This is a genomic window from Gelidimonas diazotrophica (assembly GCF_055694025.1).
Window position 1 is genome coordinate 2840953 of record NZ_CM146349.1, and the last position, 24639, is coordinate 2865591.

At 55.0% G+C, this 24639-nt stretch carries 23 protein-coding genes and 1 tRNA gene; 14 read left to right on the forward strand and 10 right to left on the reverse strand.

The window, feature by feature from the left end; genetic code table 11:
- Positions 1–151: 151 nt before the first annotated feature.
- From rpe to KGFNPO_RS13200, 7 genes are all read left to right on the forward strand, one after another.
- Positions 152–832: a ribulose-phosphate 3-epimerase gene (rpe, locus tag KGFNPO_RS13170; protein ID WP_472631707.1), complete on the forward strand. Its 681-nt coding sequence runs from the start codon at positions 152–154 to the stop codon at positions 830–832.
- On the forward strand, positions 829–1575 hold the full coding sequence (locus KGFNPO_RS13175; protein WP_472631708.1) for a phosphoglycolate phosphatase: 747 nt from the start codon (positions 829–831) through the stop codon (positions 1573–1575). Before rpe ends, KGFNPO_RS13175 begins: the two co-directional genes overlap by 4 nt.
- A 196-nt stretch (positions 1576–1771) precedes the next feature.
- Entirely contained in the window at positions 1772–3268 is a 1497-nt protein-coding gene (gene trpE, locus KGFNPO_RS13180; protein WP_472631709.1) for an anthranilate synthase component I, read from the forward strand.
- A gap of 1 nt (position 3269) precedes the next feature.
- On the forward strand, positions 3270–3839 hold the full coding sequence (locus KGFNPO_RS13185) for an aminodeoxychorismate/anthranilate synthase component II (protein ID WP_472631710.1): 570 nt from the start codon (positions 3270–3272) through the stop codon (positions 3837–3839).
- Positions 3836–4888, forward strand: a complete 1053-nt coding sequence (trpD, locus tag KGFNPO_RS13190; RefSeq protein WP_472631711.1) for an anthranilate phosphoribosyltransferase — start codon at positions 3836–3838, stop codon at positions 4886–4888. The genes KGFNPO_RS13185 and trpD overlap by 4 nt, the downstream gene beginning before the upstream one ends.
- Before the next feature lie 144 nt (positions 4889–5032).
- Positions 5033–5833: an indole-3-glycerol phosphate synthase TrpC gene (gene trpC / locus KGFNPO_RS13195; RefSeq protein WP_472631712.1), complete on the forward strand. Its 801-nt coding sequence runs from the start codon at positions 5033–5035 to the stop codon at positions 5831–5833.
- A gap of 44 nt (positions 5834–5877) precedes the next feature.
- Entirely contained in the window at positions 5878–6360 is a 483-nt protein-coding gene (locus KGFNPO_RS13200; RefSeq protein ID WP_472631713.1) for an energy transducer TonB, read from the forward strand.
- 148 nt (positions 6361–6508) lie between these two features.
- Here KGFNPO_RS13200 and KGFNPO_RS13205 read toward each other — a convergent pair whose 3' ends face one another.
- From KGFNPO_RS13205 to KGFNPO_RS13225, 5 genes are all read right to left on the reverse strand, one after another.
- Complete coding sequence (locus KGFNPO_RS13205; RefSeq protein WP_472634476.1) at positions 6509–8323, reverse strand: M61 family metallopeptidase; 1815 nt, start codon at positions 8321–8323, stop codon at positions 6509–6511.
- A 25-nt stretch (positions 8324–8348) separates the two neighbouring features.
- Positions 8349–8807 carry a DUF3429 domain-containing protein gene (locus KGFNPO_RS13210; RefSeq protein WP_472631714.1) on the reverse strand — a complete coding sequence of 153 codons (459 nt, stop codon included), beginning with the start codon at positions 8805–8807 and terminating at the stop codon, positions 8349–8351.
- Positions 8804–8926, reverse strand: a complete 123-nt coding sequence (locus KGFNPO_RS13215) for a hypothetical protein (protein ID WP_472631715.1) — start codon at positions 8924–8926, stop codon at positions 8804–8806. The genes KGFNPO_RS13210 and KGFNPO_RS13215 overlap by 4 nt, the downstream gene beginning before the upstream one ends.
- 59 nt (positions 8927–8985) lie before the next feature.
- Entirely contained in the window at positions 8986–9699 is a 714-nt protein-coding gene (locus KGFNPO_RS13220) for a DsbC family protein (RefSeq protein ID WP_472631716.1), read from the reverse strand.
- Between the two features lie 67 nt (positions 9700–9766).
- A complete protein-coding gene (locus KGFNPO_RS13225) occupies positions 9767–11008 on the reverse strand; it encodes an FAD-dependent monooxygenase (protein ID WP_472631717.1) in 1242 nt (413 codons plus the stop codon).
- 85 nt (positions 11009–11093) lie between these two features.
- Between KGFNPO_RS13225 and KGFNPO_RS13230 the strand changes: the two genes are divergently transcribed.
- Positions 11094–11169: transfer RNA gene (locus tag KGFNPO_RS13230), tRNA-Phe, on the forward strand.
- Positions 11170–11530: 361 nt separating this feature from the next.
- Entirely contained in the window at positions 11531–12430 is a 900-nt protein-coding gene (locus KGFNPO_RS13235; protein WP_472634477.1) for a DMT family transporter, read from the forward strand.
- A gap of 689 nt (positions 12431–13119) precedes the next feature.
- Here the strand turns inward: KGFNPO_RS13235 and trpB are convergent.
- From trpB to KGFNPO_RS13250, 3 genes are all read right to left on the reverse strand, one after another.
- The gene (trpB, locus tag KGFNPO_RS13240) at positions 13120–14343 is read right to left on the reverse strand and encodes a tryptophan synthase subunit beta (protein WP_472631718.1); all 1224 of its coding nucleotides are present in this window, start codon (positions 14341–14343) and stop codon (positions 13120–13122) included.
- 598 nt (positions 14344–14941) lie between these two features.
- Positions 14942–15754 carry a universal stress protein gene (locus KGFNPO_RS13245; protein WP_472631719.1) on the reverse strand — a complete coding sequence of 271 codons (813 nt, stop codon included), beginning with the start codon at positions 15752–15754 and terminating at the stop codon, positions 14942–14944.
- A 210-nt stretch (positions 15755–15964) separates the two neighbouring features.
- Positions 15965–16582: a YqhA family protein gene (locus KGFNPO_RS13250; RefSeq protein WP_472631720.1), complete on the reverse strand. Its 618-nt coding sequence runs from the start codon at positions 16580–16582 to the stop codon at positions 15965–15967.
- Positions 16583–16819: 237 nt separating this feature from the next.
- Between KGFNPO_RS13250 and ychF the strand changes: the two genes are divergently transcribed.
- On the forward strand, positions 16820–17911 hold the full coding sequence (ychF, locus tag KGFNPO_RS13255; protein WP_472631721.1) for a redox-regulated ATPase YchF: 1092 nt from the start codon (positions 16820–16822) through the stop codon (positions 17909–17911).
- A 183-nt stretch (positions 17912–18094) separates the two neighbouring features.
- Complete coding sequence (locus KGFNPO_RS13260; RefSeq protein WP_472631722.1) at positions 18095–18415, forward strand: hypothetical protein; 321 nt, start codon at positions 18095–18097, stop codon at positions 18413–18415.
- A gap of 146 nt (positions 18416–18561) precedes the next feature.
- Here KGFNPO_RS13260 and eda read toward each other — a convergent pair whose 3' ends face one another.
- Both eda and edd read right to left on the reverse strand, forming a co-directional pair.
- Positions 18562–19191 (reverse strand): bifunctional 4-hydroxy-2-oxoglutarate aldolase/2-dehydro-3-deoxy-phosphogluconate aldolase, encoded by a 630-nt coding sequence (gene eda / locus KGFNPO_RS13265; protein WP_472634478.1) that lies wholly within the window; start codon positions 19189–19191, stop codon positions 18562–18564.
- Between the two features lie 2 nt (positions 19192–19193).
- Entirely contained in the window at positions 19194–21122 is a 1929-nt protein-coding gene (gene edd, locus KGFNPO_RS13270) for a phosphogluconate dehydratase (protein ID WP_472631723.1), read from the reverse strand.
- A 234-nt stretch (positions 21123–21356) separates the two neighbouring features.
- On the opposite strand from edd, the gene KGFNPO_RS13275 reads away from it, so the two are divergent.
- From KGFNPO_RS13275 to KGFNPO_RS13285, 3 genes are read left to right on the forward strand one after another with little or no spacing between them, the layout of a single operon-like run.
- Positions 21357–22241 (forward strand): SMP-30/gluconolactonase/LRE family protein, encoded by an 885-nt coding sequence (locus KGFNPO_RS13275; RefSeq protein WP_472631724.1) that lies wholly within the window; start codon positions 21357–21359, stop codon positions 22239–22241.
- 54 nt (positions 22242–22295) lie between these two features.
- Positions 22296–23765: a glucose-6-phosphate dehydrogenase gene (gene zwf / locus KGFNPO_RS13280; protein WP_472631725.1), complete on the forward strand. Its 1470-nt coding sequence runs from the start codon at positions 22296–22298 to the stop codon at positions 23763–23765.
- Positions 23766–23774: 9 nt separating this feature from the next.
- The gene (locus KGFNPO_RS13285; protein WP_472631726.1) at positions 23775–24629 is read left to right on the forward strand and encodes an SIS domain-containing protein; all 855 of its coding nucleotides are present in this window, start codon (positions 23775–23777) and stop codon (positions 24627–24629) included.
- Positions 24630–24639: the final 10 nt, after the last annotated feature.

The following is a 24639-nucleotide window of genomic DNA, read 5'->3' on the forward strand; positions in this document are numbered from 1 at the left end:
ATCGATGTGTATTTGTGCAATTTTTGCAATCCTGCGGTTGCCAATAAATAGTCCATTGCACACCAAAACAGACTGTGACGCAAGGCATGCCGGGTGCTACGGGGTAAAATGGCGGGTCTTTTCTAAACGGTTTTTTCTAAAATATATCGTCATGCCTACTTACCGCATCGCTCCGAGCATCCTTTCCGCCGACTTCGCACGCCTAGGCGAAGAAGTACGCAACGTCATCGCTTCTGGTGCAGACATCATCCACTTTGACGTGATGGACAACCATTACGTTCCCAATTTAACCATTGGCCCTTTGGTTTGCCAGGCTATTCGCCCGCATGTAACAGCAATAATCGATGTGCACCTGATGGTCAAACCGGTGGACCGTATCGTGCCAGATTTTGCCAAAGCCGGTGCAAACATCATCACGTTTCATCCAGAGGCATCAGAACATATCGATCGCACCCTGCAATTGATCCGCGACAATGGTTGCAAAGCGGGACTGGTATTCAATCCAGGCACGTCCTTGCACTATCTGGATCATGTGATGGACAAGTTAGACATCATTTTAATCATGTCGGTCAATCCCGGCTTCGGTGGCCAATCTTTTATCCCGGAATCTCTGCAAAAAATTGCCGAAGTTCGCCGGCGCATCGATGCCTACCAGTCATGCCATCCCGGCCGTGAAATCCTGCTTGAAGTCGACGGTGGTATCAAGGTTGAGAATATCGCCGCTGCAGCCAAAGCCGGTGCGGATACCTTTGTCTCCGGCTCGGCCATCTTCAGCCAAACCGATTACAAGGCCGTGATCGATGCGATGCGCCGCGAACTAGCCGCCGTATGAAATCAGCAAATGCTCTTCTGTTTGGCGATATCCGCGCTGCCATCATCGACCTCGACGGCACCATGCTCGATACTGCAGCCGATTTCCATGTCGCCATCAACCGCATGCGTGACGAATTTGCGCTGGCGCCACTCGGCATCGGCAGCATCAAGGAATTCGTCGGCAAGGGTACGGAAAACCTGATCCGGCGGGTGCTGGCAGTCGATTTCGACGCGCCCGCGGCCGAGCGTCATTTCGAGCCGGCAATGGCGTCCTATCAGCGCCATTATCTGGCGATCAATGGTGATTACAGCAGTCTGTATCCTGGTGTTGTCGCCGGCTTGGAGAAATTGCGCATCGATGGCATACGACTGGCTTGCGTGACCAATAAGCCGCTGGCCTTTGCTTTGCCGCTGCTAAAAAAAACTCGGCTGCATGACTATTTCGAAGTGATTTACGGCGGCGATTCTTTTGCCAAAAAGAAACCAGACCCGATGCCCTTGCTGCAAGTTTTCGCCGATTTCTCCATTGATCCGCAGCAAGCGGTGGCCATTGGCGACTCTTCCAACGATGCGCAAGCCGCGCGTGCGGCCGGTTGCCGTGTTTTGAATGTTCCATATGGCTACAATCATGGGCAATCTATACAAGACGCTGATTCGGATGGTATAGTCGAAACGCTGCTGGAGGCAGCACAATTGATAGCAGCACAGCGCGCAACATACCGAGCAACACATCGTTTTCCCACTGCATCCATTCTTCTATAACGTCATGTTTCTCGTCAATAAACGTCCCGTCACGCAAGCAAGCCAGATTGAGGCTTGGCTTTGGCGACGCTGGCAATCCTGGACTGCATAATCCCTGATCTGCCGTTGCCTATCCCATCCGGGCAACCACGTTGTATAGACAATTTATAGACGCGCCACTCATTGTTACTAACTAATGGCGCGTCGGAGAATCGACATGACCGAACTTGAATTCAATTCACTGGCCGCCCAAGGCTACAACCGTATCCCGCTGATTGTCGAAGCACTGGCCGACCTGGAAACGCCGTTATCGCTGTATCTCAAACTGGCGCAACAAAACAATGTCGGCAAGAATTCGTTCCTGCTCGAATCCGTAGTCGGCGGCGAGCGTTTCGGGCGCTATTCCTTTATCGGCTTGCCGGCCAATACCCTGTTGCGCGCAACCGGCATGCGCACGGAATTGGTCAAGGATGGCGCTGTCATCGAAACCAATGACGGCAATCCGCTCGATTTCATCGCGCAATTCCAGTCCCGTTTCAAGGTTGCGCTACGGCCCGGCATGCCGCGTTTTTGCGGCGGTCTGGCCGGGTATTTCGGCTACGATGCGGTGCGTTACATGGAGCCGCGTCTGGCGCACAGCACGCCGAAAGACGACCTCGGCTTGCCGGACATCCAGTTGCTGCTGACCGAAGAATTGGCGGTAATCGATAACCTGTCCGGCAAGCTGTATCTGATCGTATATGCCGACCCGACCAAGCCGGAAGCGTACAGTCAAGCGCGCCAGCGGCTCAAGGATTTGCGCAATCTGCTGCATCGCCCTGTAGAAGCACCGGTCACCGGCAGCAGCGTGCGCACTGAAACTGTCCGCGATTTCAAGAAGGATGATTATTTAAAGGCAGTTAATACCGCCAAGGAATACATCTTCGCCGGCGACTTAATGCAAGTGCAGATCGGCCAGCGCTTGCGGAAACCTTATGTCGATTCGCCTTTATCGCTATATCGCGCGCTGCGCGCATTGAATCCATCGCCGTACATGTATTTCTACAACTTCGGCGACATGCAAATCATTGGTTCATCGCCGGAAATCCTGGTGCGCAACGAAAATCTCAGCGCCCATCTGCAGAAAATCACGATTCGGCCGCTGGCCGGCACCCGCCCTCGCGGCGCCACGCCGGAGCAGGATGCGGCGCTGGCGAAAGAATTGCTGGCCGATCCGAAAGAAATCGCGGAACACGTAATGCTGATCGACCTGGCGCGCAACGATATCGGCCGCATCGCCGAAACCGGTAGCGTCAATGTTACCGACAAGCTGGTGATCGAAAAATATTCGCATGTGCAGCACATCGTCTCGAATGTCGAAGGCTTGCTCAAACCCGGATTGTCGAATCTGGACGTGCTGAAAGCGACCTTCCCTGCCGGCACCCTGTCCGGTGCACCGAAAGTACGGGCGATGGAAATCATCGACGAACTGGAGCCAGTCAAGCGCGGCATCTACGGCGGCGCCTGCGGCTACCTGAGTTTCGGCGGCGAAATGGATGTCGCGATTGCGATTCGCACCGGCATCCTGAAAGACGGCATGTTGTACGTTCAGGCGGCGGCCGGCATCGTCGCCGATTCGGTGCCGGAAATGGAATGGCAGGAAACCGAAAACAAGGCGCGCGCCGTTTTACGCGCCGCCGAACAAGTGCAAGATGGCCTGGACGGGGAGATTTGACATGCTGCTGATGATCGACAATTACGATTCATTCACCTACAACCTGGTGCAATATTTCGGCGAACTGGGCGAAGACGTGCGCACCTTTCGCAACGACGAAATCACGCTGGACGACATCACCGCGCTGCGGCCGGACCGCATCTGCATTTCACCGGGACCGTGCACTCCGGCAGAAGCGGGGATTTCGGTGTCGCTGCTGCAGCACTTTGCCGGCAAGTTGCCGATTCTCGGCGTCTGTCTCGGGCACCAAAGCATCGGCGCCGCTTTCGGTGGCAAGGTAGTGCGCGCCAAACAGATAATGCACGGCAAGACTTCTCTGATCGCGCACACCGGCGTCGGCGTGTTCCACGGTTTGCCCAGCCCATTCACCGTGACCCGCTACCACTCGCTGGCGATAGAACGCGCTTCGCTTCCGAGCTGCCTGGAAGTCACCGCCTGGACCGATGACGGCGAAATCATGGGCGTGCGTCACAAGACGTTCGATATCCAGGGTGTGCAATTCCACCCCGAATCCATTTTGTCCGAACACGGCCATGCGCTGCTGCGTAACTTTATCGAAGGAAAAGCATGATGCCGCACACTTCAGAATTCACGCCGCAGGAAGCGCTGCTGCGCTGCATCGAACACCGCGAAATTTTCCATGACGAAATGCTGTCGCTATTTCGCAAAATCATGAGCGGCGAAATGTCGCCGGTGATGATTGCGGCGCTGACAATCGGCTTGCGCGTGAAAAAGGAAAGCATCGGAGAAATCACCGCCGCCGCCCAGGTGATGCGCGAATTTTCGACCAAAGTACCGATGGCCGACACCACCAATTTGCTCGATATCGTCGGCACCGGCGGCGATGGCGCGCACACATTCAATATCTCGACCGCCTCAATGTTCGTCGCCGCAGCCGCCGGAGCGCGCGTGGCCAAGCATGGCGGGCGCAGCGTATCGTCGTCTTCCGGCAGCGCCGACGTGCTGGAAGCGCTGGGCGCAAACATCAACTTGAAACCGGAACAGATCGCGCAATCGATCGCGCAAACCGGCATCGGCTTCATGTTTGCTCCGAACCATCATGCGGCGATGAAACATGCGGCTCCGGTACGCCGCGAACTAGGCGTGCGGACAATTTTCAACATCCTGGGACCGCTGACCAATCCGGCCGGCGCACCGAATATCCTGATGGGCGTGTTCCATCCCGATCTGGTCGGAATTCAGGTGCGCGTGCTGCAACGCCTCGGCGCACAACGTGCGATTGTGGTTTGGGGGCGCGACAATATGGATGAAGTTTCGCTCGGCGCGGCCACCATGATCGGCGAACTGATCGATGGCGAAATTCGCGAATACGAAATCCATCCGGAAGATTTTGGCCTGCAAATGGTCGCCAGTCGCAATTTGAAAGTCGCCAATGCGGCCGAATCGAAACAGAAAATTTTTGAAGCGCTGGAGAATCAGCCCGGCGCGGTGGCTGACATCGTCGCCCTGAACGCCGGCACTGGACTGTATGCGGCCGGAATCGTCGCATCGATCGAGGACGGCCTGCAACAGGCGCGCGCGGCGATGGCATCCGGCGCGGCACGCAAGAAGCTGGACCAGTTCGTCGCCGTAACGCAGCAGTTAGGCGCTGCCGCATAATTATGCGATTGCACATGCAACAAACATACTGCATTGTGTAATTTTTAATGCCGCATATAAAACATGCGGAATATTGGTTATTTTTACCTATACTCCATTAAATACCGCTGTTTAAAGGCAGCATGAAAACTGAGTAAAACCATCATGTCCGATATTCTGAACAAAATCCTGGCGGTCAAAGTCGATGAAGTGGCAGCCGCCAAGAAATACCGCGCACTGGCCAGCCTGCGGCGCGAAGTCGAAACCGATACCGCAGCGCGTAATGACTTGCGCGGCTTCGAAGCAAGTCTGCGCGCGAAGATCAAAACCGGCGGCGCTGGCGTGATCGCCGAAGTCAAAAAAGCGTCGCCCTCCAAAGGCGTGATCCGCGCCGATTTCCATCCGGCCCAGATTGCTGTCAGTTATGCGACCCACGGTGCAGCCTGCCTGTCGGTGCTGACCGATGTGCACTTTTTCCAGGGTGCGCCCGATTACCTGAAAGCCGCGCGCGCCGCTTGCGCATTGCCAGCCTTGCGCAAGGATTTCATGATCGACCCGTACCAGATTTACGAGGCACGTTCGTGGGGCGCGGATGCGATTTTGCTGATTGTGGCAGCACTCGATCACGGTTTGATGGCGGAATTGGAAGCCTGCGCGGTGGAACTCGGCATGGGCGTGCTGGTGGAAGTGCACAACGGCATCGAGTTGGATGCGGCACTCAAGCTTAAAACGCATCTGCTCGGCATCAATAACCGCAACCTGCGCACTTTTGAGACTTCACTGCAAACCACGCTCGACCTGTTGCCGCGGATTCCACCCGACAAACTGGTGATTACCGAATCCGCGATCCATACGCCGGACGACGTCAAGCGCATGCGCGACGCCCAGGTACACGCGTTCCTGGTTGGCGAAGCCTTCATGCGCGTCCCGGAACCGGGCGTAGAATTAAGGCGTCTGTTCGCTTAAAAACACCCCAGTTCAGCGAGCGCAATCCAGCATCGGGAGCCGCCATGCGCACCTTGCAAAATGCACTGATCGCCAGTAGCGCGGCCGTGTTGTTCGGCTGCAGTTCGCTTTCAATGTTGCTACCGCAATCATCGGTCACTCCGCCCCAACCCGCCGCCAGCGCAAACCCGACAATGAGCCCGTCCCAGGCCCGTCATCTGGACGCGTACAAGATCGACGTCGCCCAGCATATTTTGACAGCCAATTCCGGCCACACCTTCAGCGGCCAATTGCCGCCGATGCTGCCGGCCATCGTGGTGGTCAGCATCGGCATCGACGCCAATGGCAAGCTGAGCCAAGCGGTAGTGCAGCGTTCGCGCGATCCTGAAGCCTCGCGGGTGGCGCTGGCCAGCCTCAGACGCGTCGGCCCTTACCCGAAACCGGCCCGGCTGCTGCACTCCGGCAGCAAGATGCTGGAATTCTCCGAAACCTTCCTGTTCAACGCCGATTACAAGTTCCAGCTGCGCACGCTGGCTGGGCCGCAATGAATTTTAAAGTAGGCAGTATGCCAATAAACAATGCCATTACCGCATATAAACAGTGCGAATATTAAAAATACTCCAGAATTATTTGCAAATATGAAGTAGTTCAGGCCTCCGTGCCTGCAACCAAATGCAGGCACGGAGGCCTGCACTACTAATCAAGAACTGTCTGCAACCACGCCGCGCGTTTGCGCGCAATCGCCAGCGGCTTCGGTTCGGCCCGCAAAGACCATTGCGGCGCAGAATCGCTGGCCAGCGTGACATCAAATGCCATCAGCACATCGCCCCGGTAAGCATGCAGCACGACCGCATCGCCGACACGGTAGCGCGACAACAGTGCATCCAGATTGCTTGCCGTCACCCGCAAACCGTCCAGCGCCAGCAGTAAATCTCCGGCCGACAAGCCGCCTTGATGCGCGGCGCCGCCTTCATACACGTTGGCGATCTTGCAGAAACTGCCATTGCGCACGCTGCGCAGGCCGAGGTCCGGCTTGTCTTTATGCCGTCCGTCCGACAGGCTCACGCCAAAAGGCACGAGCAATTTCGCCAATGGCACATCCTCGGTGCCGCGCACATAACGCTCAAAAAAGCGCTTCAGCTTGAGGCCGCTGACTTCGTCGACGATGGCTTCAGCTTCCGGTTCAGTAATTCCGGTCAGCTTGCCGGCCTGTTTGCCACGCGTATAAAAATCCTGGCCGTAACGCAGCCACAGCGCACGCATCACGTCATCCAGCGATTTTTTGCCTTTGGTTTCAGTACGGATGGTCAGGTCCAGCGCCAAGGCGATCAATGCACCCTTGGTGTAATAGCTGACAATCGCATTCGGCGCGTTTTCGTCCTGGCGGTAATACTTGCTCCAGGCGTCGAAACTGGATTCGGCCACGCTTTGCTTGCTGCGGCCGCTGCCGCGCAATACATTGTTGATCGTCTTCGCCACCAGTTTGAAGTAAGCCGACTGGTCGATTGTGCCGCTGCGCAGCAACATCAGGTCATCGTAATAACTGGTGAAACCCTCGAACAGCCACAGCAGCGAAGTGTAGTTTTCCACCTGCAAATCATAGGGTGCGAACGCCGCTGGTTTGATGCGCTTGACGTTCCAGGTATGGAAATATTCGTGACTGCACAAGCCGAGGAATGTGCGATAGCCATCGCTCATCTGCTGTGGCACTGCAGTGCTCGGCAAGTCGGCGCGGGCGCAGATCAGCGCGGTCGATGCGCGATGCTCCAGGCCGCCATAGCCGTCGCCCACCGCCGTCGTCAGGAATACGTAACGCGGCATAGGCGCACGCTTGCGCTGCGGGTCGAACAGCGCGATCTGCGCGGTGCAGATTTTCTTCAGATCGACGGTTAGCCGTGCCAGATCGAGGTTTGGCACTTGCCCGCTGATGACGATATCGTGCGGCACGCCGTGCGCCTTGAAAGTCGCTAATGCGAAAGTTCCCATTTCGACCGGATGATCAATCAGCGCATCGTAATCATCGGCCATATAACTACCGAAGCCATAACGCAGCGCGTTAAGTTCCGGCAAGCTGGTCGCAACCCGCCAGTCGGCATATCCATCACCGTCCGGACGAACAATTTCGACAATGTGCTGCGCCGTCTCCTGCCCCGCCACGCACAAGAACACGCTGCTGCCGTTGAAAAATCCGTGGGTCTGATCCAGATGGGCCGCACGTACCGATTGATCCCACGCATAAATTTCGTAATGCACAGTCAATGGACCGGTGCACACCACCGCTTGCCAGCTGTGCTTGTCCAGCTTGCGCAACGCCACCTTCTTGCCGCCAGCCTCGGCCCGGATTTGCACGATGTTGCGGGCAAATTCACGCATCATGTAACTGCCCGGAATCCAGGCCGGCAAGCTCAGAATCTGTCCTTGCGCATCGGGTGCCGGCACCGTCAACACGACGCAGAACAAATGTGCGGCAGGGTCGCCTGGAACAATACGGTAACTGATCGCGCTCTTCATTTCAGTCTTCATCTCAACTTTCATTTCAACCTCTCACGTTGCCGGCAATGACCGTCAATGCCAACAAGACCACCACCGAGCAGGTCAGGATAAAACGCATGCGCAGGAACCACTGCGGCAAGCCATACCATCCGAATACATGCTTATCGACCTGATAGGCGCCGATAAAACCGGCCATCAGGACCGCAAAGCCGAAACCGCCCACGGTAGTCGCAAACAGCGAAATGATCGTCGGCACCACGCCCCACAACAATACTTTCTTGGTCTGCTCAATCGACAGATGGGCGGAAACCAGCGCGCCGCCCCAGTGGATGCCGCCGAGGAAGGACAGAATCGCAATGCTATAAGCCAGTTGCCCGCGCATGAACACCCCAATCCAGTCTGTCTGCACGTTCCAGCTAGCCAGCGTGAACAGGGCAAATGGAATCAGGCCGGCAAAACCGAGGACGTGCGCAAAGCGCTTATTCAGAAAATGCGTATTCATGGAAGGAATTGGGCTGCGCCGGCGCGATGCCGGGCCAGCGCCACATTGAGCGAGTTGGTCAGGCTGATAGTGTAACGGGGATTACTGATAAACAACATGCCGCATGGTGGATGCGGCATGGGGGACAAAGATAAACACAAATTGCGACCGCGCTGCAGCGGCGCACATCAATCGGTATTTATTTGATCGCAGCCAATTTGGCTTCCAGCCCCTGTGCGTCGATGGCGCCAGGGATGCGCGTGCCGTCGGCAAAGAAGATAGTCGGCGTACCGGTCACCTTGAGCTTCTTGCCCAGCGCAAGAACTTTTTCATGCGGGGTGCTGCAGGCCGCTGCCGCAGCGGGCGCCACTTTGCCATTCAGCATCCAGTTATCCCACGCCTTGGAGCGATCCGCACTGCACCAGATATCGCGTGCTTTTGTGATCGAATCTTCTGACAGGATGTTGTAGAGGAAGGTGTACACCGTTATGTTGTCCACCTGCTGCAAGGTTTTGTCGAAGCGTTTGCAATAGCCGCAATTGGGATCTTCGAACACCGCAATCACGCGCTTGCCATTGCCCTTGACTACCTTCATCGCAGAAGCCAGCGGAAGGTCGGAGAATTTGATCTTGCTCAGTTCGTCAACCCGGGTCTTCGTATAATCCTGATAGGTTTTGGTGTCCAGAATACGGCCGATGAAAAGATACTTGGCCTTCTCATCGGTGTACAGGATATCGCTGCCGATACGGACTTCAAATAAACCGGAATAAGGCGTCTTGGTCACCGAATCCACTTTTGCATCCTGCCCCAAACGCGGTTCGATCATTTTCTTTATTGCTATTTCCTGACTGGTCTGGGCCACAGCCCAAGCCGATGACAGTGCCAACATGGCTACAAGTGCCAACTTATGCATTTCATTACTCCGAATTGATTGTGTTACGGCAGGAACACTGCCTGAATTTCTAGAATATCTATATTGATTACTTGCTGCCTAAAGCATGCGATATCAAATGACGCTTTATGACCGGAAATTTGTCGATCAAGTTCAATCCGGCATTCAGAACCATGCGTACCGGTGCAAAATCAGTCGCAAAAAGTCGCGCCAGACTATCGGTCGCCAATTGCATCAGCAGGATGTCTTCCTTGCGGCCGCGCGCATAACGCGCCAGCACGCGCGCATCGCCGCAGTCGCGGTGCGCTTCGCGCGTTGCGACTGCTTCCAGCAATCCGGCAACATCCGCAAAACCCAGATTCATCCCATGTCCAGCCAGCGGATGCACCACATGCGCCGCATCGCCCACCAAAGCCACGCGTGGAGCGACAATCGCATGGGGGCGAATCAATGCCAGTGGAAATGCTTTCACATCCTCCGGCTGAACCGGGCGCAACAGCCCCAGTTTCTCGCCGCAGAACACATTCAAGCGCGCCGCGATCTGGGCCGGCGACTCGCGCATCAAAATTTCCGCCAGCGCCTCCGGCGCCGACCAGACCAGCGACACACGCTGACCCGGCAGTGGCAACAAAGCCACGATCCCTTCGGTGGCGGTAAACCACTGATAGGCCACCCCATGATGCGGCTTGTCACACTCGAAATTGGTCACCACGCCGCGCTGACCATACGACCGGTAATCGATCCCGATATCGCACTGGTTGCGCACCCAGGACTGGCCGCCATCGGCTCCCACCACCAGCGACGCGCACAGTGTCCCGCCATTTTCCAGCGTGATCGTGGCACTCTCGCTAGTATTGCGCAGCGCTGTCGCACGGCCCTGCACGACGCGCACTCTGGGTGCGAATTTCAGCGCCGAATCCAGCGCCGCATTCAGATTGCGATCTTCCACAATCAACGCCAGCGCACCGACGCGCGCGCCATATGCATCAAAGCCGAGCAAACCGGAATGCGTGCCGCCATCACCTTGCACCACCATTTCATCGACAGCCGCGATACGCGATGCATCCAGCGCATCCCACACCTTGAGCGACGACAGCAACACATGTGCGACATGGTTCAATGCATACACCCGCGCATCCCAACCCTGCGTCAAAGCAGATGGATCTTTGGTTGGCGCTACCGCAGGACCAAGTAGCGCAACGCTCAAACCCGCCTGCGCAAAACCCAATGCAGTCGCCTTGCCAATGACGCCATTGCCAACGACACAAACATCACTTTGTATCGGGAACGTGGGCGAAGCAACGACTGAAAATGAAGATGAAGTATTCATGGACGGATTATAACGGCTGCATGAAAAAGAAAATTAACGATCCACTTTGCTTATTGAAAATTCTTTTGCTATAATTCGGCTCCTTGGCCTGGTAGCTCAGTCGGTAGAGCAGAGGATTGAAAATCCTTGTGTCGGTGGTTCGATTCCGCCCCGGGCCACCAAGAAAAAGCATAAATATCAAAGGATTACACGCTTCGGCTTGTAATCCTTTTTTACTTTCTGGTCTCCTACATATCTCCGTGTAGCCACTGTGTAACCCGATTCAATCAACAGCAGACTTCCTTCGGCGTTAAAAATGTTTGCTCTTGGCCTGGTAGGCAGCGCACGTCCATGCGCACCGGATTCGGCATCGGCATTTGCCAGCTTGGTCTCGGTCGTTGCAACCCCAATCTGGTTTCAGTAAGTGCGGCCAGCAGCAGACCTTGGACGTTTTTAGCATTTGTATGTGGTTACCCTGGGGCGTATCCAATACAAACGGCGCACTTGATATCATTGCGTACACCGCACATGAACTCTAGCCTTATGAATCCAAGAATAACTTTGTCGACCGCCTTCTTGCTTACCGTGCCTCCTTTGCTCTGGGCGGGCAATGCCGTCGTCGGTCGAATGGTGCATGAGTGGGTACCTCCAATGACCTTAAACCTGTTGCGATGGGTCATTGCACTGGTCATCCTGTTGCCGCTGGCCGGTTCAATCCTCCGTCCCGGCAGTAGCTTATGGGCCTGCTGGCGGCGCTTTGCATTGCTGGGGTTACTTGGAATAGGTCTTTACAACTCACTTCAGTACCTTGCCCTGCAGAGTTCCACGCCGATTAACGTGACCCTGGTCGCGGCCGGCATGCCAGTCTGGATGCTGCTCGTTGGAAAAATGTTCTTCAGTGCGAAGGTCGGGCGCAAGCAGATGATCGGCGCCATTTTGTCGATAGCCGGAGTGTTGTTGGTGCTCAGTCGCGGCGAATGGCACCAGTTGCTGGCGATGCATTTGGTGTCGGGCGATCTCTTCATGATAGCCGCGACTATCGCATGGTCCTTTTACAGCTGGTTGTTGACACTGCCGAAAGAACCGAAGGATATCCGCAGCAACTGGGCGGCTTTTCTTCTGGCCCAAGTCGCGTTCGGCGTAGTGTGGTCGAGCGTGCTTACAGCGGGTGAATGGACGCTTAGCAATCCGCATATCGTCTGGAGCTGGCCGCTGGCGGCAGCGCTTCTGTATGTCGCGGTCGGGCCGGCAATCATCGCCTTTCGCTGTTGGGGTGCAGGAGTGCAGCGCGCGGGGCCAACTATTGCAGGCTTCTTCAGCAATTTGACACCCCTTTTCGCGGCAATAATGTCGTTGGCATTTTTAGGGGAAATGCCGCATCTTTACCATGTGGTCGCCTTCGCTTTGATCGTCGGAGGAATTGTGTTTTCATCAATGCACTGAGATGTCAGCTGCTTGTAATAATCCGAACAATCAACATTCACGGCAATACCGGGCGCATCGTCTGGTAATCCGACTCGGCCACCCCTGGGTGCGATACCCATTCTTTTTATGTTGGAAATACCGAGCGCTTCATCATGGTTGTTTGAGTAATTTGTCAAACGCACACAATGGCGATAGAGGGAATTTGGCATGGATTGGAGAAGGCAATAGCTCGCCCCTAATGAAATACCTCCCTGAGATGTCAGTCTCTGATTTTGAGCAACAAATTACGGTCTAATCGCAGCAAGGGCTAATTTCCAGGCAAGTTGTTGGCTCTACTGATCTTTCATAGACAGCTTCACATACCGAAATAGTGCCAATGTTTGAAAACGGAAAATTGGAAGCTAAAAGAACTGGAGAAGCCCTTGGGTGATACGAAAAAGAAGTCGACGCCAGTAATACGCAATCAATGTATTTTCTTGGGATCGTGCTTTTTGAAGGTAAGATCGCAAAAAATAATCCTGCAAGAGCTATTGAGATTTTGGAAGAAATTAAAGGAGTGCCATTGTCCCGCTGTCCATACAGGCATTTTTCGATCCAAATGAGATCCTGCCAAAATGGGTTCCGGAAGCGATGATAGCAATCATCGGCGAAGCACAAAAATCCGCACAATTAAGTGTGGAACTCCGTGCTGTCGATATTTTTTAAACCTATTTGGCGACGCCGTACTTCTCGCCGTACTTTTCGATGACAAAATCGATGTCCTTGTCACCTCTTCCGGAGAGGTTGATCAGGATGGTCTGGTCCGGACCTGAATCCTTGGCCAGTTTCATGGCAAAGGCAACGGCATGGGCACTTTCGATGGCCGGAATAATCCCTTCCACGCGGGACAGTTCAAAAAAAGCGTTGATGGCTTCGCTGTCGCTGGCGGTGACGTACTGAACGCGATTAATGTCCTTCAGCAGGCTGTGCTGAGGCCCTACGCCGGGATAGTCCAGGCCGCTGGCTACGGAATAGACCGGCAGCGGTTCTCCCTGATCGTCCTGAAGCAGATAAGACTTGAATCCGTGGAGGATTCCAGGCTTTCCCAAGGAGAGCGTTGCCGCATGGTTCCCATCCTCAAGGCTGAGACCGGCAGGTTCCACACCGTAAATGCTGACCTGTTCATCTTCTAAAAATGCGGTGAAAAGGCCAATGGCGTTAGACCCGCCACCCACGCAGGCGATGATATTGTCGGGAAGTTTGCCGGTTTTTTCGAGAAACTGTTCCCTGGCTTCAATCCCGACCACCTTCTGAAAATCCCTGACCATCATCGGGAACGGATGAGGTCCCACCACCGATCCGATTGCATAAAACTGACTGATCGGGTCTCCGAGGTAGGCTTCGAAAGCGGCGTCGACCGCATCCTTCAGGGTCTGAGTTCCGCGTGTGACAGGCACGACGTTCGCTCCTAGTATCTTCATTCGGGTCACATTGGGTTTTTCTTTTTCAATATCGATGACACCCATGTAAATGTCGCATTCAAGGCCCACAAGAACCGCTGCTGTGGCAAGTGCAACCCCATGCTGGCCTGCTCCCGTCTCGGCAATGAGCTTCTTTTTGCCCATCTTTTTAGCCAGAAGAGCCTCTCCAAGACAGTGATTGATTTTATGAGCACCTGTGTGATTTAAGTCTTCTCGTTTCAGGTAAATCTGCGCTCCGCCGATTTTTTTTGACAGATTTTTTGCATGGAATATCGGGCTGGGTCTGCCCACAAAGTCCTTGAGAAGGACGCAAAGTTCCTTCTGGAACTCTGTGTCATCCTTGATTTTGTGATATTCCGCGGTAATTTCATCCATGATTTTTTGCAGCTCGAGAGGTATAAAACTTCCACCGTACTCGCCAAAATAACCATTCTCATCGGGCAATGCAATTGATTTGATGTCAGAGCTCATAAGTTTTAAGATATTCTTTCCCAGTATTTTCATACCGTTATTTAATTTTTAAAAATTCAAATCAATATTATCAAACGGATTGCTCGGAAAGAAGCGATATTAGCTGATTGTTATGCCACTGTTTTGCGCATTGTTGACGCCGACGCCAGATTGATCCATGTGCCGACATTTCATTGACGCAACTACAATCCTTGCAATTCGTTACCATCTTTGTTTTTTTTGAGATTGAAGGTAGGTCAGCCCAACATCGACATCTGGCTGGGTCCATGCGCGACTGACGCCGACGATCAGAATCCCCGGCTTCGCACACGAGTTACTTACGCGACGATACATCCCAAGATGGCATTTCGTTCCAATCTCATATACAAAATATCCTGGTTTTCGAAAACTACCGAGCCACAAGTCTTCCTTGCGGTTACAAAGTACGAGCGCATAAGTATTGTTTCGTAAATTCAGGAAGATTAGCCTGATGTTTGTGCCAATCAAGGCCCTGCACCAGGGTTATCTCTTAGCGGCCATAAAAAAAGAAGACCACTAAAAATTAGTGGTCTTCTGTCGCGTATCAAGTACCCGGATCGGGCGTCTTTCGAACCGAGTCTTAATTGGACATCAGAACCGGCACTGTCATGTGCCGAAGTATGTAACGGGTGCCAGCGCCACGGCTAACAAACGGCAGCCCGATATGACCATGGGCGCCCATGACCAGCAGGTCGGACCCGAAGTCGGCGGCCCGGTTGAGCAGCATGTCCATGATGCCGATGTCGTTGACCAGCATGATTTCCGATTTGGCCTGGATGCCGTGGCAGGCAAGATGACGGGTTACTTCATTACTACTGTTACGGGCATCTTCGGTGGTGGTGGAGAACGACATTACTGTGGCGTCATCACAGCCTTCCATTAGTGGCAGAGCATCGTTGAGCGCGCGGGCAGCCTCGCGGGCGTTGCTCCAGGCGATCAACGGGCGCTTGGCCACTTCAGAGAAAGTTCCGACGTAAGGCAGGATCAGTACCGGCCGGCCGGAATTGAGAACCACTTCCTCGACCAGATCAGCCGGCACATAAGACTTGGCCGCTTCGTCATGCTGGCCCATTACGACCAAATCGGCATGACGCGCCAGATCGGTGATGTGGCGCAGCACTTCGGCTTCGCTACCACGATTGATGTCGTGCCATTCGGCCTGCGGCAGGCCGGCAGTGGCTTTCTCGAATGCAGCTTTGCTGGCCTCGGCAACTTCGGTGTATGCCGCAGTAGGCCAGGTAGAGACCGTGCCCACCTGTTGCGATGGAGCCAGTTGTCCAAACACGCCTATCAGTCGTGCCTGATGCTGGCGCGCCAGCGATGCCGCGAGTTCCAGCCTTGATGCAGTGCGCTTGCCTTGGTCCAGGTGAACCATCAAATTCTTCAGTGACATTTTTCATTCTCCGCATCGTCAAAAAAACTATTTTCAGATAACCCTAAATGTATCTACCTATCGGCCGGTATCGAATCCGCGTGGTCTTGATTCGTCTCCCGGCTTCGATGTGTCAGTATATTCAAGTTCTATGATGCGGTGGAATTAAGTAAGTCTGAAGAACAGACTTGAAAATGTTTTTGCGTTGAAACTGTTGGCTACAGATGGATTTTAATGCGGTTTATTCTGCGATTGCGTGCCCATCATGATGCGATCACAGTACGCGATCGCCATTGCGGAAAGCAGGAAAACCACATGGATGCCAGTCTGCGCCAGCAGCGTCTTTTCATCATAGGCTTTAGCGTTGATGAAAGTTTTCAGCAAATGGATGGATGAAATGCCGATGATCGCCGTCGCCAGTTTCACTTTCAGTACTGACGCGTTCACATGCGACAACCATTCCGGTTGATCCGGATGGCTTTCCAGATTCATCCGCGACACGAAAGTCTCGTAGCCGCCAACGATCACCATGATCAGCAGGTTGGAAATCATCACCACGTCGATCAGGCCCAGCACCACCAGCATGATCGTGGTTTCATTCAACTTGCTGGGTCTGACCATGCCGTCGATCGTGACGGCATCCAGAATATGTTTGAGCGCTGCCTCATTGCCGAACACAGCGCCGATAAGGTCGGACAATTCGACCCAGAAATGGAATACATAGACGCATTGGGCCAGAATCAGGCCGAGATACAGCGGTAGTTGCAGCCAGCGCGTCATGAAAATGAAATTCGCCAGCGGTTGGATTAATTTCCTGGAGGTGGTATCAGAATTATTAGAAATTTTCATGAAGCCTTGCTTTCTTAGTGTACGAAAAAATGCGTTCCGGCATTTTACACGGGCAAACCATCCCTTCGCGCTCCAGGCCAACTAATGTCTTGGGCGTTAATCAGCTCAGCTGACAAGGTGTGATTATTTTTTTGCAGCAACGTTTGATGCGACTGCCGGCGTAAGTCTCTGTTAAATCAATCCAACATCCCGCATCCGGTAAAATAGCGCCTTAATTCCATTTGCAAAGCACATATCATGAGTCTCCAATGCGGCATCGTCGGCCTGCCTAACGTCGGTAAATCCACCCTTTTCAACGCGCTCACGAAAGCCGGCATTCCGGCCGAGAATTATCCGTTTTGCACCATCGAACCCAACGTCGGCATAGTCGAAGTGCCGGACCCGCGCCTGACTGCATTGTCAGCCATCGTCAAGCCGCAGCGGGTGCAAAATGCGATTGTTGAATTTGTCGATATCGCCGGCCTGGTGGCGGGCGCATCCAAGGGCGAAGGTCTGGGCAACCAGTTCCTCGCGCACATCCGCGAGACTGACGCGATTGTCAACGTGGTGCGCTGCTTCGAAGACGACAACGTGATCCACGTCGCCGGCAAGATTAATCCGCTGGACGATATCGAAGTGATCCAGACCGAACTGGCGCTGGCCGACATGGGCACGGTCGAAAAAGCGATTCATCGCGAACACAAGAAAGCCCGTTCCGGCGACAAGGACGCCGCCAAGCTGGTTGAATTGCTGGAACGCATCATGCCGCATTTGAACGAAGCACAACCGGTGCGCGCGATGGGGCTGGACGCGGAAGAAATGCTGCTGATCAAGCCGATGTGCCTGATTACCGCCAAGCCGGCGATGTATGTGGCCAACGTGTCCGACACCGGCTTCACCAACAACCCGCTGCTGGATCAACTGACTGCCTATGCGGTATCGCAAAACGCGCCTATCGTTGCCATTTGCGCCTCGATCGAAGCTGAAATTGCCGATCTTGACGAGGAAGACAAGGCTGCCTTTTTGGGTGACATGGGGCTGGAAGAGCCTGGCCTGGATCGACTGATCCGTGCTGCCTACAAGTTGCTCGGCCTGCAAACTTACTTTACTGCTGGAGTGAAAGAAGTGCGCGCCTGGACCATCCACGCGGGCGATACCGGACCGCAGGCAGCCGGCGTGATCCACACCGATTTCGAACGCGGCTACATCCGCGCCCAGACCATAGCGTATGAAGACTTCATCACCTACAAGGGCGAAGCGGGCGCCAAGGAGGCGGGCAAGATGCGCGCCGAAGGCAAGGAATATGTAGTCAAGGATGGCGATGTGCTGAATTTCCTGTTCAACGTCTGAATCGAACCCCTTGTTTCAGTCGATTTCCTGATGCTTCAAAAATCTCAGGAAACGCTCTTAAAGCCCAGTTTTTACTGGGCTTTTTTAATAGGGTTAAAAAGTTACGCATAAAATTCGATATACAGCAGGCACGAGTAACAGCATCCATCCACAGCGAAATTTGGACCACAAGGAAATCCCCTTATGACCCGTGATACATCTGCATATAGACAAGTGGTTGTCGAGTCCTTCATCCCGGCAACTTCCACTGGAAAACGTAGTTTGGTGCAGATACGGCCGATCCATGGGCAAGCATTTTCCAGCACGCTGTTGGTGCAGTGTTCCAGGCGGCTGACTGACATCGGTCGATTTCCGCTGGGCACTCAATTTTTGCTATTGGCAAAAATGACCGATCGCCTGGGCGGCACGCCTTTTTTATATGCGTACCACGGCGATCCGGATATTGTCGTCACGCATGCCCAAGCGATAGCATTCATATCCGAATTCAAACGTGGCCGTATCTGATTCTCAAGAGTTTTAAATAATGGAAGTGGGGACCGGCGCAATCCTGATAATTAAATATACTCCCTATAAAAAATTTAAAACGTGCATTTCTCCGCATATATTTAATGCGGAATTAAAATTTACTACCCACTAGTATAATAATAGGTCTACTGGCGCAAGGCACTTGCCGCAGCCGCCAACGCGGTGATGCGGGCCCAGTCGCCGGACAGCATCGCGTCTTTTGGCGTCAGCCACGAACCACCGACGCAGGCCACATTTTTGCAGGCAAGAAATTGCGCTGCGGTCGCGATTGAAATGCCGCCGGTCGGGCAGAACGTGATGTCAGGCAACGGCCCGGCGATCGCATTCAACATGCCGATGCCGCCGGCCGGCACCGCGGGAAACAGCTTCAACTGCTGAAAGCCAAGCTCGCGCGCAGCCATTACTTCGGATGGGGTCATGACGCCGGGCAGCAAGGGCAAGCCACTTCTCTTCGCGCCTTCGACCAGCGCCGCAGTCAATCCGGGCGAAACGCCGAATACCGCACCGGCGTCGCGGGCTGCGGCAAATTCCGATGCTTGCGTCAAAGTGCCGACACCGACTATCGCTTCCGGCACTTGCTCCGCTATTGCGCGAATCGCAGCCAGCCCGTGCGCGGTGCGCAGCGTCACTTCCAGTACGCGGATGCCGCCGGCGACCAAGGCGCGCGCCAGCGGTACCGCATGGGCTAAATCGTCGATTGCGATGACTGGGATCACGGCTGAAGTGCGCATGATTTCAAGGATGGTAGGCGACATTTTCATATTGGTTTTTTGATCAGGTGATCTTCATCGTTGAATGGTTCGGCGTCCAGCACGTCGGGCTTATGTTCACTGGCAACTTGCAGCAATGGCAGCGGCAATGGAATCGGCAAGCCGAAGGTGGTTGCGCCCTCCTCTGCTGCACTCACCGCGGCACGGAACATGCTGAACAACTCGCGCCCCATGCCGATATGATTCGCCGATAAATCCGCACTGGCTTGAGCCCGCGCAGCCCATTGTTCGGCTGGCACCAGCGCCTCCAGCACGCCGTTTTCGGCGTCGATGCGGATGATGTCGCCATTCATAACGCGGCCCAGCGGACCGCCAGCCAGCACTTCGGGCGTGACGTGGATTACGGCCGGCACTTTGCCCGATGCACCAGACATGCGGCCGTCGGTTACCAGCGCGACATGGCGGCCGGCATCCTGCAAATTTGCCAGCGCCGGCGTCAGCGCATGCAGTTCCGGCATGCCATTGGCGCGCGGTCCCTGAAAGCGCAGCACCGCGACAAAATCACGATCCAGTTGGCCTGCCTTGTAAGCATGCATGAACGCTTCCTGCGAATCGAACACGATTGCAGGCGCTTCCACCGAGCGATGCTGCGGCTTGACTGCGGACACTTTCATCACCGCACGGCCGAGATTGCCGGACACCAGTTTGATGCCGCCATCGCTGGAAAACGGTTGATCAATGGCGCGCAACACCTCCTGATCGCCGCTGACAGTTGCGGCAGGTTTCCACATCGCCGTTTGATCTGGCTGCAGGAATGGCTCGCTGCAATGAGCCCGCAAGCCATGACCCAATATCGTCGTCACATCGTCGTGCAACAAACCCGCATCCAGCAATTCGCGGATCACGAAACCGGTGCCGCCAGCGGCGTGGAAATGGTTGATATCGGCGTCGCCGTTGGGATAAATTCGGGTCAGCATCGGAATCACGGACGACAACTGGTCAAAGTCATTCCAGTCGATCACGATGCCGGCCGCTTTCGCGATGGCCACCAGATGCAATGTGTGATTGGTCGATCCGCCGGTTGCCAGCAAGCCGATGATGGCGTTCACAATCGATTTTTCATCCACCAAACGCCCTACCGGCGTGTACTCCTTGCCGTGTTCGGCAATCTCCACCGCACGCTGCGCAGCGGCCACCGTCAGCGCATCGCGCAAAGGCGTATTCGGCGTGATAAAAGCAGCGCCCGGCAAGTGCAAACCCATCACGTCCATCAAGAGTTGATTGCTGTTGGCGGTGCCGTAAAAAGTGCAGGTGCCGGCTGCGTGATATGACTGCGACTCGGCTTCCAGCAGCGCCTCGCGGTCGACTTTGCCTTGTGCGTACAGTTGGCGAATGCGGGCCTTTTCCGGATTCGACATGCCGGAAGTCATCGGTCCGGCCGGGATGAACACCGCCGGCAAATGGCCGAAATGCAGCGCGCCGATCAGCAGTCCAGGAACGATTTTGTCGCACACGCCGAGGTACACCACCGCATCGAACATGTTGTGCGACAGCGCAATCGCGGTCGCCATCGCAATCGTATCGCGCGAGAATAAAGAGAGTTCCATGCCGGGCTGCCCTTGCGTGACGCCATCGCACATCGCCGGCGTGCCGCCGGCAAATTGCGCCACCCCGCCGGCAGCACGCACCGCATCCTTGATCAGTTGCGGAAAGCGTTCGAAAGGCTGATGTGCCGACAGCATGTCGTTATAGGCAGACACGATCGCTACCGAAGGCTTTTTCTGCTGTTTCAGCACCAGCTTGTCGTTGGCCGGGAACGCGGCAAAGCCATGCGCCAGATTAGTGCATGACAAACTGCTGCGCTGGACAGTTTCCAGGCGCGCTGCTTCCAGCCGATCCAGATAGGCCGCACGATAAGGCGCGCTGCGCGCAATGATGCGCTCGGTGACAACAGATACAACAGGATGAAGTGACATGATGCGATCCTTAAATTTCTGATTGCGTAATATTACTACAAAATAGCGCAATGAATCTTCAACAAATGCGCAATAAGCATGCGACGATTGACTGCCAATAATTACCATTAAACGTTCTGAAATATAAGTAAAGTACTGGGGCAATACATTAAATCAATGCATATTGCATGTAGTATATTTACCTAAAATTCCTGTATAGTTTAATTTCTCACCACTATTCCCCCCCCTATTTCGATGAATTCTATTCAGGTCGCGTTTGACCAGCCGATGCAAGTCGGCGAATGCCCGCTCTGGCATCCGATTGAGGCGGCGTTGTACTGGGTCGACATCGACGGATATGCGGTGCACCGGCTGCATCCGGCAACTGGCGCGCACAACAGTTGGCAGATGCCGGCCGAGCCAGGTTGCATTGCACGCAATGCGACGGGCGGATTGATTGTCGCGTTGCGCAGCGGATTCTTCCATCTGAACACGGACGACGGCACATTGCAGGCAATAGCAGCCGCGCCTTACGACACAGCGACGACGCGCTTCAACGATGGGCGTTGCGATGCGGCAGGACGCTTCTGGGCCGGCTCGCTGTATGAGCCACGCGACCGGCAATTGGGCGCCATGTATTGCCTCGATCAAGGCAGAATACATACGCATTGGAGCGGCGTCACGGTATCGAACGGCCTGGCATTCAGCCCGGATAACCGCACGCTGTATCACGCCGACACTACCGCACATTTGATACGCCGTTATGCATTCGACCTGGAACACGGTGCGGCCAGCGCGCCGCAGGTTTTCAGGCAATTCTCCAGCGACAAGCTGCACAATTACGGCGGCCGCCCCGACGGTGCCGCAGTCGATAGCGAAGGCGCTTATTGGTGCGCGATGTTTGACGGCGGACGCCTGCTGCGACTGTCGCCGGAAGGCGACATCCTGCGCGAAATCCCGCTCCCCTTGCGCTGTCCGACCATGATCGCTTTTGGCGGCGCGGATTTACGCACCTTGTATATCACCAGCGCGCGGCACAATCGTGCTGCGGCAGAACTGGCAGAATATCCATGGTCCGGCTGCCTGCTGTCGATGCGCGTGGAGGTGCCGGGCCTGCCTGAACATGCTTATATCGAATAAATTCAAAACACTTTTTAAAAACGCTTGATCCGATTAATTTACGCAAACCATAAAATGACTCTTAACGATTTCGACTTTGTCCTGTTTGGCGGCAGCGGTGATCTGGCGATGCGAAAATTGCTCCCCGCCTTGTTTTCATGCGGTCTTGCCGGCAGCTTTCCGGACACCGCACGCATTATTTGCATCGGCCGCAATGACTGGAAGCAGGAAGATTTCCACCATGAAATCGACAAGAATGCAAAGATCCATCTCAAAAATGCTCCTGACGCAGCATCCTGGCAGGCATTCCTGAACCGTGTCGTCTATGTGCGCCTGGACGCCGACGACCTCGGCAGTTATCCAGCGCTGGTTGCGGCGCTACGTGACGATGCAGCGATCACGCGCGTGTATTACCTGGCTACGCCACCGGGCCTGTTTTCCAAGATTTGCAGCAATCTTGCCGCATCCGGATTGGTGCATAAAAACTCCCGCGTGGTCCTGGAAAAACCGCTGGGTCGCGACCTGGCCAGCGCCAAACAGATTAATGCTGAAGTCGGCTGCGTGTTCTCGGAGTCGCAGATATTTCGCATCGATCATTACCTGGGCAAGGAAACGGTACAGAACCTACTGGCACTGCGTTTCGGCAATGTACTGTTCGAGCCGCTATGGCGACGCGAATGGATTTCCGACGTGCAAATCACCATCGCCGAAGATTTGGGCGTGGGCACTCGGATGGGTTATTACGATACTTCCGGCGCATTGCGCGACATGCTGCAAAACCATTTGCTGCAACTGCTATGCATCGTCGCCATGGAGCCGCCAACCTCGATTGCCCCCGATGCGGTGCGCGACGCCAAACTCCAGGTGCTGCATTCCCTGCGCCGCTTTACGCCGACCACGCTGGCGCAAGATGTGGTCCGTGGCCAATACCGCGCCGGTTACATTGAAGGCGTTGCGGTGCCCGGTTATCGCGAGGAAGACGGGGCCGATCCGCATTCACGCACCGAAAGCTTCGTTGCCTTGAAAACGGAAATCGATAGTTGGCGCTGGGCCGGCGTGCCGTTTTATTTAAGAACAGGAAAGCGCATGCCCGACCGCCTGGCGGAAATCGTGGTGCGTTTCAAGTCGATTCCCCATTCGATTTTTGCCCAGGCCAGCAGCAGTTTTCAGCCAAACTGCCTGGTCATCCGACTCCAGCCGGATGAAGGACTTACGCTGCATTTGATGGCTAAAACACCCGGCGACAGCATGCGCTTGAAGCCGGTTGAACTGGAGATGGATTTCCTCGAAACCTTCCGCGCACCGCGCATGGAAGCTTATGAGCGTTTGCTGCTGGATGTATTGCGCGGCCAGCTCACGCTGTTCATGCGCGGCGATGAACTGGAGGCGGCATGGGAATGGATCGAACCGGTCCTGAACTACTGGGAGCAGAACGAAACCGAGCCGCTTCCGTATACTGCCGGCACTTGGGGGCCTCCTGCTGCCAGCGCCTTGATCGGCCGCAATAGCCTGCAGTGGCGCGAAGAAGTCTTGCCGCAATCCTGAAAGAACAACATGCTGCTTGAATCGATACGAACGCAACTCGGCGCACTCTCCAAATCGGAGAAAAAAGTCGCGCTCGCGATACTTGCACATCCGGAAACCACGGTCGCCGAAAACATTACGGCGCTGGCCAAAAACGCACAAGTATCGGAACCGACAGTGGTGCGTTTCTGCCGCTCGCTTGGCTACGATGGCTGGCATGCATTCAAGCTCAAGCTGGCGCAAAACATTGCGCTGGCAATGTCGGGGGCGCCCGAATCGCTAGCGCAGGATGATCTTGCGGCCGATCTCGTCAACAAGATTTGCAGCCGCTCGATCCACACTTTGCTCGACTTGAGGAACCATCTGAAGCCGGAGACGATTCAGCGCGCGCTGGATATTTTGGTGCAATCCAACAAGATAGAATTTTATGGTCAAGGCAGCTCCGGCATTGTCGCCGCCGATGCCCAGCATAAGTTTTTCCGCTCCGGCGTACCGACCGTCGCCTATGCCGACCCGCACATTCATAGCATCGCGGCCACGCTGCTGAAAGAAGGCGATACCGTGGTCGCGATTTCGCAACGCGGCAACAGCACTGCCCTGCTGCACAGCGTGGAATTGGCGCGCAAAGGCGGCGCCAGCATCATCGCACTGGCCCCCAGCGGTACGCCGCTTGCCGCACTGGCAACGGTGCTGATTCCGATCGACATCAGCTTCAATATCGATCCCTATACGCCGATCTCCGCACGATTGGCGCACCTGGTCGTGATTGACATTCTGGCGGTGGGCCTGGCGCTGAAACGCGGGCCGGAATTCCGCCAGAAAATGCAGGGAGCGCAAAAGGCCTTGCAGGAATTCGATATCCGGCTTGATTCATTCATAAGCTGAAAACAACCAG

Excerpts from the sequence above, each read along its gene's own strand:
- rpe (WP_472631707.1), top strand. The coding sequence starts at position 152 with ATGCCTACTTACCGCATCGCTCCGAGCATCCTTTCCGCCGACTTCGCA.
- KGFNPO_RS13175 (WP_472631708.1), top strand. The coding sequence starts at position 829 with ATGAAATCAGCAAATGCTCTTCTGTTTGGCGATATCCGCGCTGCCATC.
- trpE (WP_472631709.1), top strand. The coding sequence starts at position 1,772 with ATGACCGAACTTGAATTCAATTCACTGGCCGCCCAAGGCTACAACCGT.
- KGFNPO_RS13185 (WP_472631710.1), top strand. The coding sequence starts at position 3,270 with ATGCTGCTGATGATCGACAATTACGATTCATTCACCTACAACCTGGTG.
- trpD (WP_472631711.1), top strand. The coding sequence starts at position 3,836 with ATGATGCCGCACACTTCAGAATTCACGCCGCAGGAAGCGCTGCTGCGC.
- trpC (WP_472631712.1), top strand. The coding sequence starts at position 5,033 with ATGTCCGATATTCTGAACAAAATCCTGGCGGTCAAAGTCGATGAAGTG.
- KGFNPO_RS13200 (WP_472631713.1), top strand. The coding sequence starts at position 5,878 with ATGCGCACCTTGCAAAATGCACTGATCGCCAGTAGCGCGGCCGTGTTG.
- KGFNPO_RS13205 (WP_472634476.1), bottom strand. The coding sequence starts at position 8,323 with ATGAAGAGCGCGATCAGTTACCGTATTGTTCCAGGCGACCCTGCCGCA.
- KGFNPO_RS13210 (WP_472631714.1), bottom strand. The coding sequence starts at position 8,807 with ATGAATACGCATTTTCTGAATAAGCGCTTTGCGCACGTCCTCGGTTTT.
- KGFNPO_RS13215 (WP_472631715.1), bottom strand. The coding sequence starts at position 8,926 with ATGCCGCATCCACCATGCGGCATGTTGTTTATCAGTAATCCCCGTTAC.
- KGFNPO_RS13220 (WP_472631716.1), bottom strand. The coding sequence starts at position 9,699 with ATGCATAAGTTGGCACTTGTAGCCATGTTGGCACTGTCATCGGCTTGG.
- KGFNPO_RS13225 (WP_472631717.1), bottom strand. The coding sequence starts at position 11,008 with ATGAATACTTCATCTTCATTTTCAGTCGTTGCTTCGCCCACGTTCCCG.
- KGFNPO_RS13235 (WP_472634477.1), top strand. The coding sequence starts at position 11,531 with ATGAATCCAAGAATAACTTTGTCGACCGCCTTCTTGCTTACCGTGCCT.
- trpB (WP_472631718.1), bottom strand. The coding sequence starts at position 14,343 with ATGAGCTCTGACATCAAATCAATTGCATTGCCCGATGAGAATGGTTAT.
- KGFNPO_RS13245 (WP_472631719.1), bottom strand. The coding sequence starts at position 15,754 with ATGTCACTGAAGAATTTGATGGTTCACCTGGACCAAGGCAAGCGCACT.
- KGFNPO_RS13250 (WP_472631720.1), bottom strand. The coding sequence starts at position 16,582 with ATGAAAATTTCTAATAATTCTGATACCACCTCCAGGAAATTAATCCAA.
- ychF (WP_472631721.1), top strand. The coding sequence starts at position 16,820 with ATGAGTCTCCAATGCGGCATCGTCGGCCTGCCTAACGTCGGTAAATCC.
- KGFNPO_RS13260 (WP_472631722.1), top strand. The coding sequence starts at position 18,095 with ATGACCCGTGATACATCTGCATATAGACAAGTGGTTGTCGAGTCCTTC.
- eda (WP_472634478.1), bottom strand. The coding sequence starts at position 19,191 with ATGTCGCCTACCATCCTTGAAATCATGCGCACTTCAGCCGTGATCCCA.
- edd (WP_472631723.1), bottom strand. The coding sequence starts at position 21,122 with ATGTCACTTCATCCTGTTGTATCTGTTGTCACCGAGCGCATCATTGCG.
- KGFNPO_RS13275 (WP_472631724.1), top strand. The coding sequence starts at position 21,357 with ATGAATTCTATTCAGGTCGCGTTTGACCAGCCGATGCAAGTCGGCGAA.
- zwf (WP_472631725.1), top strand. The coding sequence starts at position 22,296 with ATGACTCTTAACGATTTCGACTTTGTCCTGTTTGGCGGCAGCGGTGAT.
- KGFNPO_RS13285 (WP_472631726.1), top strand. The coding sequence starts at position 23,775 with ATGCTGCTTGAATCGATACGAACGCAACTCGGCGCACTCTCCAAATCG.